This is a genomic window from Allochromatium humboldtianum, from assembly GCF_013385175.1.
Taxonomy (GTDB): Bacteria; Pseudomonadota; Gammaproteobacteria; order Chromatiales; family Chromatiaceae; genus Thermochromatium; species Thermochromatium humboldtianum.
Genome location: NZ_JABZEO010000011.1, coordinates 119,523 through 133,452, shown reverse-complemented (window position 1 = coordinate 133,452; position 13,930 = coordinate 119,523). Strand labels below are relative to the sequence as shown.

Below are 13,930 nucleotides of genomic sequence, written 5' to 3'. Positions count from 1 at the left end.
TCGACCACCCTGGAAACGCCCATGGAATGCTTCGCCACAGCGGCCGCTGACCGGAGCGCGGCATGAGTCTCCTGTCTGGAAAACGTCTCGGCCTCTCGACCAAGCTGCTGTTAGCGATGCTGGTCATGAATCTGGCCACCACCCTGAGTTTCACGCTCTACACCTACAGCCGTCAGAAGCAGGCGATCATGGCTATGGCGAGGAGTCCGAGCAGAGCGTCATCGAATGGTGCTGGGGCTGATCGTGCTGATTCGCACCTTCCAGAGCATGGCGCTTCAGGTGGAACTGGAGAGGCGCTGGCCGTGGCCGCAGGGGGGGCGAGTCATCTGACCCGATGCTGGGCTACTTGAACAGATCCTGTGCGGCTTTGGCCAAGTCTTCCGGGGCCGGGGAGGCTCCTGCCGCTGGAGTAAGGCTGGGTTCAAAATGCTCGCAGAAGTTGGCGCGCGTCTTGTCGAGCACGCGCTCGGCCAGCGGTTCCAGGCAATCGTTGGGGCGGCCGGTGGCGTAGTGGCAGCAGTTGCGGCAGACATGGGTTGGCTTGCCGCACGCCAGGCAGTCGGCCTCGCGTCCGTAGTCCGATTGGCTCAGATCGGCCCCGCAGTTCCAGCATTGTCCGATGATCTCGGTGTTCATTCAGTGCCCTCGCGCGGATATTCGATCCACCGCACCGAAGGAGGCGTGGGCGGAAGCTCTGCGAAGCTGTCACCATTGGCCGCACCGACGAACTGGAAGCGGGCTTCTGGGCCAGTGGCTCGTGGGTCCGGGTTGAGAGCGGCGGTTCCGATCCAGCCGCGCGGCTTGAGACCCTGATCCGGCGCCTCCGGGCCGGTGAGGCGGGAGCGCACGCGGATGATGTCGCCCGGCTTCACCCGGATGCTGGAGCGCAACACCGAGATGACCTCCATCCGGTAGAGGGCTTCGTTGCCCGTCGTTGGCTGAATCTCCAACACCTTGACCTCCAGCGTGGCCGCGGCTCCCGTCGGCGGCGAGGACTCAGCCCCGACAGATACCCACAGGATCGACAGTGCGCCGAGGGCAGCAATGGCTGTGATTCGAATCGCATCGAACTTGAACATGACGGATTCCTCGTCGGAGTTGACATCGAACCGTGCGGCCTTGACCAGAACGTAACGGATTTCTGTTGCATTCTAGCCGAGGCAGTGCAAAGGCGCGCTTGTTGACCGGACCGGAGACTGGGCCGTCTGATCGCTGGGTCATGGTGATGCCCTGGTGGCTTCCCCATCAGCCCAACTCGAAACTGGTCACGCCATAGATTCGTGCCGGATCCAGCGTCGGCGCCGGACCGGCATACATGCGCGCGGTCTCGAACACTGGCTGCCAGCCGTGGCGTTCGACGAGCGCGACGGCGGCCGGATGGCAGGCCGGGATGTCGAGGAACATGGGTTCCTCACGGGCGACATCGGCCCGGAGGGCCGTGAAGAGTCGCTCAGCGCCGGCGGGTGTCTCGGCCAGGAGCGGGCCGATCTTGAAGCCCTGCCGGCACGCGCGGCGCACGCCATAGCCGACGAGTCGTCCCTGATCGAGCAGCCCCAGGGCGCGTGTCCGGGGTTGACGGATCCAGGCGTGCAGAAACGCCTCGCGCGCCGTTGGGAAGCCGGCACGGTCACAGGCGGCGAGGTCGGCCGGCGGAACCTGAAGCAGATCCACCAGCTCGGGATCGGCCGGCACCCCACTCGCTAGGCCATGGCCCTGATAGCGCACCTGCCGGTAGGCGAGCTCAAAGCCCGAGCGCCGGTAGTTGTCCTGTTGCGCCGGCACCCCGTCGAGGCCGATGGTGCGTCCCGCCAGACGCGCCATGGCCGCCTGCCAGATGGCCCAGCCGTGGCCCTGGCCGCGCCAGTCCGGGTGCACGATATAGAACCCGATGAAACCGAAGGACTCGACATAGCGTACCGCTGAGATGATCGCCACGGGTGTGGTGTCGATCCGCCCGATCAGAAAGCCCTCGGGGTCGGCGGCATGGAAGGGGACAGCATCGTGGAGGCCTGGATTCCAGCCCTCGGCGGCGGCCCAGTCGAGCGCCAGATCGATCTCTTCGGGCTTCATGGGGCGGATCTGTAGACGCATCAGGGTCTCCTCATGGCGCTCGGGTTCGGCTGTTGGGATCGGGGCCGCGCCTGTCATACCGATCTTGGCGGGATTGTGGCAGGATCGCGCGGCCGGTGACGGTTCAGTTTGAACGTTCATAACCGCTCCCACACCAGTGTGAAGTTGTTCACGGGCATCGCGTGCTCGGCGACGAGCTGCAAGCCATGCGCCGCCGCGAACTGCTCAAGCTGGCGCTGGTCGCGTAACCCCATCACCGGATCCTGGGCGCGCAGCCAGGCATCGAAGCGGGCATTGCTCGGGCTGGTGTGTCGGCCATCACGACTGAAGGGGCCATAGAGCGCGAACAGGCCACCCGGTTCCAGATGGGAGCCGACACCGGCGAACATCGCCTCAACCGCCTCGAGTCCCATGATGTGGGCGGTATTGGCGCTGAAGATGGCCTCGAAGCGCTCGGCCGGCCAGGGCTTCAACACATCGAGTTCGAGCGGTGGCGGGAGGTTGCTCAGACCCGCCTCGGCGATCCACAGGCGAATCCCTGGAAGCTGCTCGGCCCGATCGCTGCATTGCCAGAACAGGTGGGGGAGGGCGGCGGCACAGTAGACTGCATGTTGTCCGGTGCCGCTGCCGATTTCGAGCAGTCGACGGCGCTCACGCAATAGGGGCGCGAGCACGGCCAGGATGGGTTCACGGTTCTGGTCACAGGACTCGGCATAGGGCTTGTCGACGCGAGGCATGCGGCGTCTCTCAATATGGTCGGTCCGGCAATGATATCCTGCTCGCCCGTGACGCCCGACCATCATTCAGGCCAGATACGATCTGGAGGGCGATCCGTTCCGGAGTGTTCACGGTGACGCTCCAGTGTCTGTTTCTCCGAACCCCGACGACTCGACATGCCTGACCTGTTTGCCGACATTCCGGTTCCTCCGCTGGCCGAAGCCCTCAGACCCAAGGTCTTGGACGAGGTGATCGGGCAGTCGCATCTGCTGGGCGAGGGCAAGCCGCTGCGACTGGCGTTCCAGTCGGGTCAGGCGCATTCCATGATTCTGTGGGGGCCGCCGGGCGTCGGCAAAACGACGCTGGCCAGACTGAGCGCCCAAGCCTTTGCAGGCGAGTTCATCGCCCTGTCGGCGGTCTTTGCCGGCGTCAAAGACATCCGGGCCGCGATGGAACAGGCCGAACACTATCAGTCCCTGGGCCGGCGCACGATCCTGTTCGTCGATGAGATCCATCGCTTCAACAAGGCGCAGCAGGATGCGCTGTTGCCCTATGTGGAATCCGGGCGGGTGACGCTGATCGGGGCCACCACCGAGAATCCCTCGTTCGAAGTGAACGCGGCCTTGCTGTCGCGGGCGCAGGTCTATGTGTTGCAGTCGCTCACCGACGCCGAGTTGCGGCAACTGCTGACGCGAGCCAGGGATCAGGTACTGAGTCATCTTCAGTTCGATGAGGCGGCGATTGATACCCTGATCGGGTATGCCGACGGCGATGCCAGACGGTGCCTGAATCTGCTCGAACAGTGCCACGTCGCGGCCGGGGCGGCGGGCGTGACCCGCCTCGATGCCGGTTTCATGGAGAATGCCCTGACCCTCAACAGCCGGCGCTTCGATCGGGGCGGCGACGGCTTCTATGACCAGATCTCGGCGCTCCACAAGTCCGTCCGGGGTTCCAATCCGGATGCGGCGCTCTACTGGCTCACCCGGATGCTGGACGGCGGGGCGGACCCCCACTACCTGTCACGACGCCTCGTGCGCATGGCGTGGGAAGACATCGGACTGGCTGACCCCAGAGCCCTGCAGATCGCCAATGAAGCGGCGATGGCCTATGAGCGGCTCGGTTCGCCGGAGGGTGAACTGGCCCTGGCGCAAGCGGTCATCTATCTGGCGATCGCGGCCAAGAGCAACGCGGGTTACACCGCTTACAAGGCCGCGCGCGCCTTCGTCAAACAGGACAAGAGCCGCGAGGTTCCCAGGCATCTGCGCAATGCCCCGACGCGGCTGATGAAGGACTTGGGTCACGGACAAGCCTATCGTTATCCGCATGACGAACCGCATGGCTATGCCGCCGGCGAAACCTATCTTCCCGACGGGATGGCTGAGCCGCACTGGTATCGACCGGCGCCGCGAGGCTTGGAGATCAAGATCGCGGAAAAAGTGGCGCGTCTGAAGCAACTCGATGAGGAGGCACGGCGTCGCCGGCCGGCCGGTGATTCCGATCCGCTGGACGGAGAACCTTTTTCGCATGAATAGTCCTGTCACTTGTCACAAGCGCGCTCCCCAGCCCCAGCGCATGCCTCTGATCATCCTGCTCCTGGCGTTGGTTCTGGCCGGCTGCGAACAGCCGCGTCTGACGCCGATCCCGCCGGATGGAACACTGCTCGCCTTCGGCGACAGTCTCACACAAGGCGTCGGGGCCGATCCGGATGACAGCTATCCGGCGGTGCTGGCCCGGCTGAGCGGGCGCACCGTCATCAATGCCGGGGTGTCCGGCGAGGTGACGGAGGAGGGACGGGCGCGTTTCGGGGCGCTGATCGCGCAGGAACAACCGGATCTGGTGCTGTTGCTGGAGGGCGGCAACGACATCCTGCGCAACCTCGATCCCGCGCAGACTCAGTCCAATCTGGCGGCCATGATCGAACAGGCGCAGGCCCAGGACATTGCGGTCGTGCTGATCGGCGTGCCGCGCAAGGCGCTGTTCTCGGATGCAGCGCCTTTCTATCGCGAACTGGCCGAGACCTACCAGCTCGTCTTCGTCGAGGAACTGATCGCGGATCTGTTGCGCACGCCGGCCTACAAGGCGGATCCGATCCACTTCAACCGTGAGGGCTATCGCGCCCTGGCCGAGGCGCTCCATGAGGTGCTGATTCGGGAGGGAGCGTTGTGACGCCGGCGGGGTAGCCGCTGTGTCCAATTAGAATGCGCCGCTTCGAGCTATCATCCACGATTTCCGATCTCGACCACCCTGGAAACGCCCATGGAGTTCTTCGCCACAGCGCCAGCTGACTGGACCGCCGAGTCACTTCAGCAACATCTGACCGGACCGCGTCTGAGCGCGCTCTGTGCCTCCATCGATCGCGTGCTGCATTGGGACGACACCCGCGATCAGGGCGAGATCTATTGCCTCTGGGGACAGTTCCAGGTGCGGCGCGAGTGCATCCGGGACGGGGTGCGCTTCACGTTGCCGACCTGCCCCAATGCCTTGGCCTGGACGCTGACCGTGCTGGATGAGTCGGCCCCGTCGGGGGCGGGTGTCCTGATCCACGCCACCATCAACCGCACCGAGCATGATCCCGACTTCATCGAATCCATCGAGGGATTCGTCGAGGACTGGCGGTCGGGATTGGCGCGTCCGCTGGCGGATTGAGTCGCCGATGGATCTGCACACCGCCGAAGCCCTGGCCCAGCGCGAACTGCGCCGCTTTCCTCAGCTCGCCGACTGGTCATTTGGTTGGAACCGTCGTCGTCGGGCGCATGGGCTGTGCCGTTACGATCGTCGCCGGATCGAACTCTCGGCGCTGTTGACCGCGCGCGAGCCGGATCCGGCGCTCATCCTCAACACCATCCGTCATGAGATCGCCCATGCGCTCGCCGGTCCCCGTGCCGGGCATGGTCCGCACTGGCGAGCCTGGGCCGAGCGGGTCGGCTGCACCCACATCGCCGGCTCGCGTGCCGCTTCACCCGAAGCCGAACCCCTGCCGGCGCGCTATGTGCTGGTGGCTCTCGTCGATGGACAGGAGCAGGTGATCCGGCACTATCACCGCCGCCCGTCGCGCGCCTTTCTCGACTCGCTGCCGCAGCGCCATGTGCGCGGACGGCCCTAGACACGCGGGACGTTGCGCCTGGAGCGGGTGAAGACAGGCTGATCGCGACGCCCGCGCCATCCTCACAACACTCAACTCAGGAGTCCCTCATGAGAATCCTCCACACCATGTTGCGCACTGGCCTCATCGGCGTGGTGGCCGGTTTCTGGCTACTGGTTCAGTTCGGAGTCTGGCTGAACCGAGCTTGGCCCGAGCTGGATCTTGGCGTTGCCGGGGAAGGGGCGCTCCGGTTGGCGCAATCGCTCTATCTGCTTGGCTTTGGCGTGATTATCTAAGCATTTATGAGCGGCGGAACCGTGAGCGCTATACTCCCCAGCCCAGACCACTGATGGCCAAAACGGGGCCGCATCATGATCGAGATCGAATACATCGTCCGTGACCGCCGGGGAGTGGAACGCTTGCGCACCGCCGACAAGAAGGCTGCCGAAGCCTATGACCGGATTCTGGAGAACGCCGAGCGGCTGGCCGACTGGCTGCGCGCCGGGTCGGTATTGCCGAACCTGCCCGATGACGACCTGGAGACGCTGACGGTGCATCTGGCGCGTCATGCGCGCGAGGTCGAGCTGATCCTGAAGGGCAAGTCGGTGGAACTGGAGCCGGGCGCGGGGTCGGAGTCGGCGCCTGAGAGCCGGCCTGAACCCAAGCCGACTGAACCCGCGCCGCTCAAAGCCGTGAAGGTCTGACCGATGCCCGACCGGGAGGTCGCGACCCACTCGCCGCTGATGGGCTATCTGCTATGGATCTTCGGGTTCATGGGCGCGCATCGCTTCTACTACGGCAAGCCGATCTCCGGCACGCTCTGGTTTCTGACGCTGGGGCTGTTCCTGATCGGCTGGATCATCGACCTGTTCCTGATTCCAGGCATGAGCCGGAGTGCCGATCGGCGCTATGCCCCAGGCGTCAAGGACTATGACCTGAGCTGGATTCTGCTGACCTTTCTCGGGCTGTTCGGCGTCCACCGCTTCTATCTGGGCAAGTGGATCACGGGGCTGATCTGGCTGCTGACCGGGGGACTGTTCCTGGTCGGCTATCTCTACGACTACTGGACGCTCAACGCGCAGATCGAGGCGGTCAATGACGCACAGCGCTCCGGGCGGGCCTGAGTCCGGCGAGTTCGGATCAACGGCGACCGGCTGACCGCCATCGATAAGATCCGACAGGGCCGGGGTTTGGGTTGGCGAATAGACCCCGGCCCCGCTCACGGAGCCGGGGCCTTGGTTTCAGTCACCCGGGTGGCGGGGGCGTCGAAAGCCGGTGCCGGCGTCGTCCGATCCGGTATGATGCCCCCCTTTCAAGACCAACCAATGACGACCGACCGATGACCACACCGCCACCCTGTCCCCACTGCTCGATGGACAACACCTATCCCGATGGGGATCTCTACATCTGTCCCGACTGCGGCCATGAGTGGCCCCAACAGGCCGATGAAGCGGGCGACGAGGACGCCCTCGTGGTCAAGGACGCCAACGGGCAGCTTCTCAGCGACGGCGACAGCGTGGTGCTGATCAAGGATCTCAAGGTCAAGGGCACCTCGACGACGCTCAAGGTCGGCACCAAGATCAAGGGCATCCGGCTGGTGGGCGGCGATCATGCCGTCGACTGCAAGACCGACGCCGGGAGCTTTCTGTTGAAAGCGGAGTTTCTGAAGAAGGCATGAACCGCTGAGAGGCGTGGTCGCCGGTCAGAAGATCGCCTTGTTCCAGCTGAACAGGAGGGCGGGCGGCGATACCTGTTGCGTCCCGTGTGATCATGTACCGCTAAGGTGCCGGGACGGGTGAACTCCAACGTGGCGCCGAGTGCATCGCCGGCGACCAGACCCAGCAGGGCCCCGTGAGCGTGGGCGTACCTGAATGAGGGATGTCCTCGATGGTCCAGTCAGCCGGATCGGCTAGCGATAGAACAGCGACACGATCGTCTGGCCCGGTGCGCCGGGTCCGCCGGGGACATAGTGAAGCGAGGCGGCCCGATACTCGGGCCAGTCCCAGCTATAACTCGACTGGTACCGATCCTGACTGTGCGGTGCTCCGAGTACGCGCGAGACGGCCGGGAGCAGGGCGCGGGTCTGATCCGGGCCGGGGATCCGCAGCAGGAGCGAGGCGACACGCGGACTGTCGGGATGGGTCTCGACCTGGAGGGTGACGGCGCCATACTGCCCCTCGAAGAGCGCGCATCCGGGATTCATGGGCGCGACAGGGTGCAGATAGTCCAGGCGCGGCACCGGCTGATCCTGGCGAATGTCGTCGAGGATCCGCTCGACCTCAGTGACGGCATCGGCCTGAACGGCTCCGAACGTCAGGAGCATGAGCAGCAGGCTCCACAGCGCCCCGCGTGACAGTGTGGTGAATGGCATGGTTCTGTGCTCCAGTGTTTGTACCGTCAGGGCGATCAGCACGAAGCTGACGAACATCCCCAGGCCAACCAAGGCAAAGATTCCCAGCAGGGGCGCAATGTCGTCCCAGTCGCTCTGGGCGCCCAGGATGACGCTCATGAAGAGGCTGGAGATCAGCGCCGCCAGACCGGAGACCAGGGCCAGGGTCTTGAGTAAACGCGGATTGGTCGCCAGCGGGATGTCGATCTCCCAGACGACGGGGGGCGAGGGTGGTTTCATGTGGTGATCGCCTTTGGCGGCTTCTCGGATACCGACCAGGCCGGCGTTTCCAGACGGGCGATCAAGCCGATGATCCATCCGATGCGTTTCATCCAGGTCTCCAGGGACTCCCGTGCTTGCGAGCGTCAGACCGCCATGCTCACCAGGGTCGGCTGAAGCACGCGCAGCAGATCGGCCGTCGCCAGTGAAATGATGTAGCCGCGCTTGCCGCCGTTGATATAGAGGCGCGGTAGGTCGGCGATGCCCTGCTCACAGTAGACTGGCATGGCGCGGCGCGTGCCGAACGGGGAGGTGCCCCCGACCTGATAGCCCGAATGCCTGTCGGCGACCTTGGGATCGCAGGGCGTGATCCGTTTGACGCCGATGGCGCGGGCGAGCGCCTGGGTCGAGACCTGACGATCGCCGTGCATGAGGACGAGCATGGGGTGGCGTTGCTCGTCCTCCATGACCAGCGTCTTGATGACCAGACGTTCGTCGACCCCGAGTTCACGCGCGAATTGGGCCGTGCCGCCGCCCTCGACATAGGTGTAGGGGTGGCCCTCGAAGGGCACGCCGGCGGCGCGCAGCACGCGCACGGCCTGGGTGACGGGTTCCTTGGCGGGTTTCATCGGTCAGCGCGGACCTGAACCGAACAGGGCGCTCAAGATCGTCATGAACACCGAGGCGATGACCGTCAGGATGAAGACGGCCGGGATCGAGGCGATGGCCGCCTTGACCATGAAGACGACCATCGACCAGAACGGCATCTGGATGTCGACGACAGTGACGCGGGTGTTGGTTTCGTAGGACATCGGGCGGACTCCGTGTGGCGGATGTCGTCGTAGTATCCCGAGCTGGGCGGGGTGCTTCAAGTCTCACCGGGTGTGCAGCCATCCAGATCCAGCCGGCGTGCCTCATCCTTGGCGGGAAGACGAAGGTTTTGCACAACTGGCCGCCGGAGAGCGACCAGCCGCCCTGGTCCAAGGCGTTGAGGTCAGCGAGGGCGGTCGTCAGGGCATCGGTATCGCGAATGGGGTCGCAGTCTGCGCTGACCTCAACTCAACTCGCCCTCGACATAGAACCAGCGCCCATGCTCGCGCACGAAGCGACTGCGCTCCTGGAGGCGCTGAGCGCGGCCCTGGAACTTGGAGCGGGCGACGAATGTGACCCAGCCCTCCTGATCAGCCTCACCTCCGGCTTCGGTGCTCAGGATCTTGAGACCGAGCCAGCGGATCCCCGGCTCCAGGGTCAGCGTGGCCGGGCGAGTCGTCGGATGCCAAGTGGCGCGCAGATAGTCGGCCTGCCCGGTGGCAAAGGCGCTGTAGCGCGAGCGCATCAGGGCCTCGGCCGTCGGCGGTACGGTCCGGCCGGACAGATAGGGACCGCAACAGCCGTCGAAGGGGCGACCGGAGCCGCAGGGACAGGAGGCGTTGGACAGGGTTTGAACGTTCATATTTGCTCCCACACCAGGGTGAAGTTGTTCACCGGCATGGAGTGCTCGGCGACGAGCTGCAGGCCATGCACGGTCTCTCAATGTGGCCGGTCCGGCAATGATATCCTGCTCGTGCGTGATACCCGAGGTGCGTGATCCGCCGGGTCGCCATTCGGGCCACGCAAGATCCGGATGGCGATCCATCCCAGCCTGTCTTCCCGATTTCACGTCCAGACATCCATGAAAATTCCCAAACGTCTCGAACCGCTGGTCCAGGAGGGACTGATCGATGAAGTTCTCGGCTCACTCAAGAGCGGCAAGGAGGCGGCGGTCTATGTGGTGCGCGCCGACGGGGTCGTCCGCTGCGCCAAGGTCTATAAAGCGGTCGACCAACGCGGTTTCCACAAGCAGTCGCTGTATCGCGAAGGGCGGCAGGTGCGCAACAGTCGTCAGGCGCGGGCGATGGCCAAAGGCTCCCGCTATGGCCGCCGGGAACAGGAAGATGTGTGGCAGAACACCGAAGTCGATGCCCTCTATCGTCTGGCGGCGGCCGGAGTGCGGGTGCCCCAGCCGTACAATTTCATCGACGGCGTGTTGCTGATGGAGCTGATCACCGACGCTGATGGCGAGGCGGCGCCCCGGCTCAACGATCTGGATCTGACCCCCGAGCAGGCGCGGGCCTATCACGCCTCACTGATCGCCGACGTGGTCAGGATGCTCGGCATCGGCTTGATCCATGGCGATCTCTCCGAGTTCAACATCCTGGTCGATGCGCAGGGGCCGGTGATCATCGATCTGCCCCAGGCCGTCGATGCCGCCGCCAACAACCATGCGCCCTGGATGTTCAAGCGCGATGTCGCCAATCTGGCGGCGTATTTCGGTCAGTTCGCCCCGGAACTGCTGACCACCAGCTATGGCGAGGAAATCTGGCACCTGTACGAACATGGCCATCTGACACCCGAGATCAGCCTCACCGGGCATTTCAAGGGACAACATCGGACGGTCGATCTCGACGACCTGCTGAACGAAATCCACGATGCCGAGGAGGAGGCGCAGCGTCGTCGACAAGCGCGTGACGGCGATTTGCTCGACGCTGAACCGGTTCCACAGTGAGCCGGCCCACCCTGTCGATTCGAGGTCATCATGCCGTCCTTCGCTCTCCATTCCCAGCTCCTGGCCGACTGTCATAGGCTCGGGCGCTTGCCCGCGACCCATCTGCTGTTGCATCGTAACGGCGCCGTGCCCTGGTTCATCCTGGTCCCCGAAACCGATCAGACCAATCTACTGGATCTGCCGACCGCGCACCGGGACGCGGTTCTGGCCGATTGCACGCGCGTTTCGGATGCCCTGCGCACCCTGGGCTATCCCAGGATCAACGTCGCCTGGATCGGCAATCTGGTGCCCCAGCTCCACATCCATGTCATCGGGCGTCGCCCCGGCGATGCCTGTTGGCCGCGACCGGTGTGGGGACATCTGGAGGAGCGGCGCGACTGGGCCGAGTCGGAGATCGCGGCGCTTCGCGCGGCGGTTCTGGGCGAGTGAGCGCACCGAACGCGGCCTGGTGGTCACGGCGTCAGCGCCTGACGCGCGAAGACTTGCAAACCAAGGGGATTGTTCAATGATCGATACATCGATGTCATACGGGCGCGGCTGGCTTCTGGCGCTGGTCATCACCGTGACTGCGTCACCCGCGGCCGCCCAGCTGGCCCAACAAGCCTTTCAAGTCGTCATCACCCGTGCCGGGCATGACTGTCAGGGTATCGAGAACACCCGTGCACTCGGCACCGGCTCGAACACGGATGCCCTGGTGGCCGTGGCCTGTGCCAAGGGCGGGCATCATGTGGTGGCCATCCATCGCGACAACAGCGTCTCCTACATGAGCTCATGCGAGGCCTTCACCACGGGTACGGGGCTGGCCTGCTTCGAGGATCGGTCGTCGAGGTGATCGATCGGCCAGCGATCAGGTGCGCCCTGTACCCAATCAGGCAACTTGCCGATCAGCGCCGACCTGCTTCATCATGAGCGAAGCCGCTTTCTTGCCGCCAGAACTCGAATCAGGAGTCCAGCCCCCCATGATTACAGCCATCATTTTGATCAACGTCGAGCGCACCAGGGTGAACGAGGTCGCGGAACGACTCGCCGACATGCCGGAGATCTCCGAGGTCTTCTCGGTCAGCGGCAATTATGACGTGGTGGCTGTGGCGCGTGTGGCCTACAACGACGCGTTCGCCGAGTTGGTCACGAATCGACTGCAGAAGATCGAGGGCATCGAGCAGACAAACACGATGCTTGCCTTCAAGGCGTACTCGCGCCATGACCTGGAAGCCATGTTCTCCCTGGGGAGCACGGCGGACTAACACGCGCCAAAGCCGGAGGCGGTGCGGGCGCGTCTGAGGCAACTCGAAGAGGAGCTGCATTTCATCCCATGATCGGCACAGACTCAGAACCAGAACCCATGGCCTCCACCCGCACGCTGTCCGAACGCTTCCGACATACGGCCAAACGCTTGGCCGATACCCCCGCCATCCTCACCGATGAGCGCCTCTGGACCTATGCGGATCTCGATGAGGCCAGCGACGTGATCGCCGCCGCTCTGGCCGAGCGTGGAATCATGCCCGGTGATCGGGTCGGGCTCTATTGCCCGAACGGGGCGGAATTCGTGTGCTGTTATCTCGGGATCCTCAAGGCCGGCGCTTGTGTCGTGCCGATCAATCTGCTGCTCCCGCCAACGGCCATCGCGTTCGTACTGAACGATGCCGGCGCAAAGGCGCTCTGTTTCCAGGCCGCCTTTGCGCAACAGGCCGCCGCCGCATTGGCCGAGGCGCCCAGTGTGACCCTGCGCCTGGGGATCGGCCCGGTCGATCCCGAGACGGTCGACGTCCGGATCGACGATCTCACCGCCGCCGTCGACCCGCCCGCGCCGATCATCGATCCGGACCAGGATCCGGCCGTGATCCTCTACACGTCCGGCACCACGGGTCGACCCAAGGGCGCCGTGCTCACCCATGCCAATCTGGCGGCCAATGCGACGGCGGTGGCCGAGGTGCTGGAGATCCGCCCCGGTGCCGACGGCGATCGCGTTCTGGTCGTGCTGCCGATGTTCCATGCCTTTGCAGCGACCGTCGGCATTCTGATGCCCTTGCTCGCCGGTGCGGCGCTGGTTCCGGTGGCGCGTTTCGATGCCGCCCTGATCACGGCGGCCATCGGCACGCATCGTGCGACCATTTTCCTGGGCGTGCCAAGCCTGTACGCGGTGCTGCTGCGACTCGACGACATCCAGGTCGCGCAATGGAAGTCGGTGCGTCTGTGCATCTCCGGCGGTGCGGCCATGCCCGAGGCGGTGATGCAGGCATTCGAGGCGCGCTTCGCGATCCCGATCCTGGAGGGCGACGGCCCCACCGAATGCGGGCCTGTCACCTGCGTCAACCCGCCGTCAGGGCCGCGCAAGCCGCGTTCGGTCGGTCCGGCCCTGCCGGGGGTGGAGATGCGCATCGCCGACCCGGACGGACACTGGCTGCCCGACGGCGAGCATGGCGAGGTCTGCGTGCGCGGTCCGAGTGTCATGCGCGGCTACTGGAACCTTCCCGAAGAGACCCAGGCCAGCTTCCACGGCGATTGGTTCCGCACCGGCGATCTCGGTTGGCGCGACAGCGACGGCTGGTTCTATCTGGTCGACCGGATCAAGGATCTGATCATCACCAACGGCATGAACGTCTATCCCCGGATCATCGAGGAGATACTGATCCGCCATCCCGGCGTGGCCGAGGTCGCCGTCGTCGGCGAGCCGCACCCGTTGCATGGCGAGATCCCCGTGGCCTATGTCACGGCCGTGCCGGGTCAGGGTGAGTTCGACACGCGCGCCCTGAAAGACTGGTGCCGTGCCCAACTCGGCCGCCACGAACTGCCACGGCGCATCGAACTCGTCGAGGCGCTGCCGAAGAATGCCGCCGGCAAGATCCTCAAGCGCGAGTTGCGACGCACCGGCGAGCATGAACGCGGGGTCAGTCTGCCGTAGGGGCGC

Annotated in this window: 22 protein-coding genes; 14 read left to right on the top strand and 8 right to left on the bottom strand. The window is 64.8% G+C overall.

Annotated elements, in window-relative coordinates:
• The first annotated feature begins 62 nt into the window (after positions 1 to 62).
• Complete coding sequence (locus HW932_RS15795) at positions 63 to 350, top strand: hypothetical protein (protein WP_176977450.1); 288 nt, start codon at positions 63 to 65, stop codon at positions 348 to 350.
• Here HW932_RS15795 and HW932_RS15790 read toward each other — a convergent pair.
• From HW932_RS15790 to HW932_RS15775, 4 genes are all read right to left on the bottom strand, one after another.
• Positions 343 to 636 carry a hypothetical protein gene (locus HW932_RS15790; RefSeq protein ID WP_176977449.1) on the bottom strand — a complete coding sequence of 98 codons (294 nt, stop codon included), beginning with the start codon at positions 634 to 636 and terminating at the stop codon, positions 343 to 345. The genes HW932_RS15795 and HW932_RS15790 overlap by 8 nt on opposite strands.
• Complete coding sequence (locus HW932_RS15785; protein WP_176977448.1) at positions 633 to 1,079, bottom strand: hypothetical protein; 447 nt, start codon at positions 1,077 to 1,079, stop codon at positions 633 to 635. The genes HW932_RS15790 and HW932_RS15785 overlap by 4 nt, the downstream gene beginning before the upstream one ends.
• A gap of 166 nt (positions 1,080 to 1,245) precedes the next feature.
• Entirely contained in the window at positions 1,246 to 2,211 is a 966-nt protein-coding gene (locus tag HW932_RS15780; protein ID WP_246296867.1) for a GNAT family N-acetyltransferase, read from the bottom strand.
• The gene (locus tag HW932_RS15775; protein ID WP_176977447.1) at positions 2,208 to 2,807 is read right to left on the bottom strand and encodes a DUF938 domain-containing protein; all 600 of its coding nucleotides are present in this window, start codon (positions 2,805 to 2,807) and stop codon (positions 2,208 to 2,210) included. The genes HW932_RS15780 and HW932_RS15775 overlap by 4 nt, the downstream gene beginning before the upstream one ends.
• Before the next feature lie 156 nt (positions 2,808 to 2,963).
• Here HW932_RS15775 and HW932_RS15770 point away from each other — a divergent pair, with 156 nt between their 5' ends.
• From HW932_RS15770 to HW932_RS15735, 8 genes are all read left to right on the top strand, one after another.
• Positions 2,964 to 4,319 (top strand): replication-associated recombination protein A, encoded by a 1,356-nt coding sequence (locus HW932_RS15770; protein ID WP_176977446.1) that lies wholly within the window; start codon positions 2,964 to 2,966, stop codon positions 4,317 to 4,319.
• Entirely contained in the window at positions 4,312 to 4,953 is a 642-nt protein-coding gene (locus HW932_RS15765) for an arylesterase (protein WP_246296866.1), read from the top strand. Before HW932_RS15770 ends, HW932_RS15765 begins: the two co-directional genes overlap by 8 nt.
• Positions 4,954 to 5,043: 90 nt before the next feature.
• Complete coding sequence (locus HW932_RS15760; protein WP_176977445.1) at positions 5,044 to 5,433, top strand: hypothetical protein; 390 nt, start codon at positions 5,044 to 5,046, stop codon at positions 5,431 to 5,433.
• A gap of 7 nt (positions 5,434 to 5,440) precedes the next feature.
• Entirely contained in the window at positions 5,441 to 5,890 is a 450-nt protein-coding gene (locus HW932_RS15755; RefSeq protein WP_176977444.1) for a SprT-like domain-containing protein, read from the top strand.
• A gap of 89 nt (positions 5,891 to 5,979) precedes the next feature.
• A complete protein-coding gene (locus tag HW932_RS15750) occupies positions 5,980 to 6,165 on the top strand; it encodes a hypothetical protein (protein ID WP_176977443.1) in 186 nt (61 codons plus the stop codon).
• Between the two features lie 75 nt (positions 6,166 to 6,240).
• Entirely contained in the window at positions 6,241 to 6,573 is a 333-nt protein-coding gene (locus HW932_RS15745) for a YebG family protein (protein WP_176977442.1), read from the top strand.
• Between the two features lie 3 nt (positions 6,574 to 6,576).
• Positions 6,577 to 6,993, top strand: coding sequence for an NINE protein (locus HW932_RS15740; protein ID WP_176977441.1), 417 nt, complete (start codon positions 6,577 to 6,579; stop codon positions 6,991 to 6,993).
• A 215-nt stretch (positions 6,994 to 7,208) separates the two neighbouring features.
• Entirely contained in the window at positions 7,209 to 7,547 is a 339-nt protein-coding gene (locus HW932_RS15735; protein WP_176977440.1) for a zinc ribbon domain-containing protein YjdM, read from the top strand.
• A gap of 231 nt (positions 7,548 to 7,778) precedes the next feature.
• Here HW932_RS15735 and HW932_RS15730 read toward each other — a convergent pair whose 3' ends face one another.
• From HW932_RS15730 to HW932_RS15715, 4 genes are all read right to left on the bottom strand, one after another.
• Positions 7,779 to 8,498, bottom strand: coding sequence for a hypothetical protein (locus tag HW932_RS15730; protein WP_176977439.1), 720 nt, complete (start codon positions 8,496 to 8,498; stop codon positions 7,779 to 7,781).
• 125 nt (positions 8,499 to 8,623) lie between these two features.
• Positions 8,624 to 9,106 carry a Cys-tRNA(Pro) deacylase gene (gene ybaK / locus HW932_RS15725; protein WP_176977438.1) on the bottom strand — a complete coding sequence of 161 codons (483 nt, stop codon included), beginning with the start codon at positions 9,104 to 9,106 and terminating at the stop codon, positions 8,624 to 8,626.
• A 3-nt stretch (positions 9,107 to 9,109) separates the two neighbouring features.
• Complete coding sequence (locus tag HW932_RS15720) at positions 9,110 to 9,289, bottom strand: hypothetical protein (RefSeq protein WP_176977437.1); 180 nt, start codon at positions 9,287 to 9,289, stop codon at positions 9,110 to 9,112.
• Positions 9,290 to 9,531: 242 nt separating this feature from the next.
• Entirely contained in the window at positions 9,532 to 9,930 is a 399-nt protein-coding gene (locus HW932_RS15715) for a YchJ family protein (protein WP_176977436.1), read from the bottom strand.
• A gap of 219 nt (positions 9,931 to 10,149) precedes the next feature.
• Here HW932_RS15715 and HW932_RS15710 point away from each other — a divergent pair, with 219 nt between their 5' ends.
• The 5 genes from HW932_RS15710 (at position 10,150) to HW932_RS15690 (ending at position 13,924) form a co-directional block, all read left to right on the top strand.
• The gene (locus HW932_RS15710) at positions 10,150 to 11,022 is read left to right on the top strand and encodes a PA4780 family RIO1-like protein kinase (RefSeq protein WP_176977435.1); all 873 of its coding nucleotides are present in this window, start codon (positions 10,150 to 10,152) and stop codon (positions 11,020 to 11,022) included.
• A gap of 30 nt (positions 11,023 to 11,052) precedes the next feature.
• Positions 11,053 to 11,451, top strand: coding sequence for an HIT family protein (locus HW932_RS15705; protein ID WP_176977434.1), 399 nt, complete (start codon positions 11,053 to 11,055; stop codon positions 11,449 to 11,451).
• A 91-nt stretch (positions 11,452 to 11,542) separates the two neighbouring features.
• On the top strand, positions 11,543 to 11,854 hold the full coding sequence (locus tag HW932_RS15700; RefSeq protein WP_246296864.1) for a hypothetical protein: 312 nt from the start codon (positions 11,543 to 11,545) through the stop codon (positions 11,852 to 11,854).
• A gap of 73 nt (positions 11,855 to 11,927) precedes the next feature.
• A complete protein-coding gene (locus HW932_RS15695) occupies positions 11,928 to 12,266 on the top strand; it encodes an Lrp/AsnC family transcriptional regulator (RefSeq protein WP_246296863.1) in 339 nt (112 codons plus the stop codon).
• A 98-nt stretch (positions 12,267 to 12,364) separates the two neighbouring features.
• A complete protein-coding gene (locus tag HW932_RS15690; RefSeq protein ID WP_176977432.1) occupies positions 12,365 to 13,924 on the top strand; it encodes a long-chain-fatty-acid--CoA ligase in 1,560 nt (519 codons plus the stop codon).
• The last annotated feature ends 6 nt before the right edge of the window (positions 13,925 to 13,930 follow it).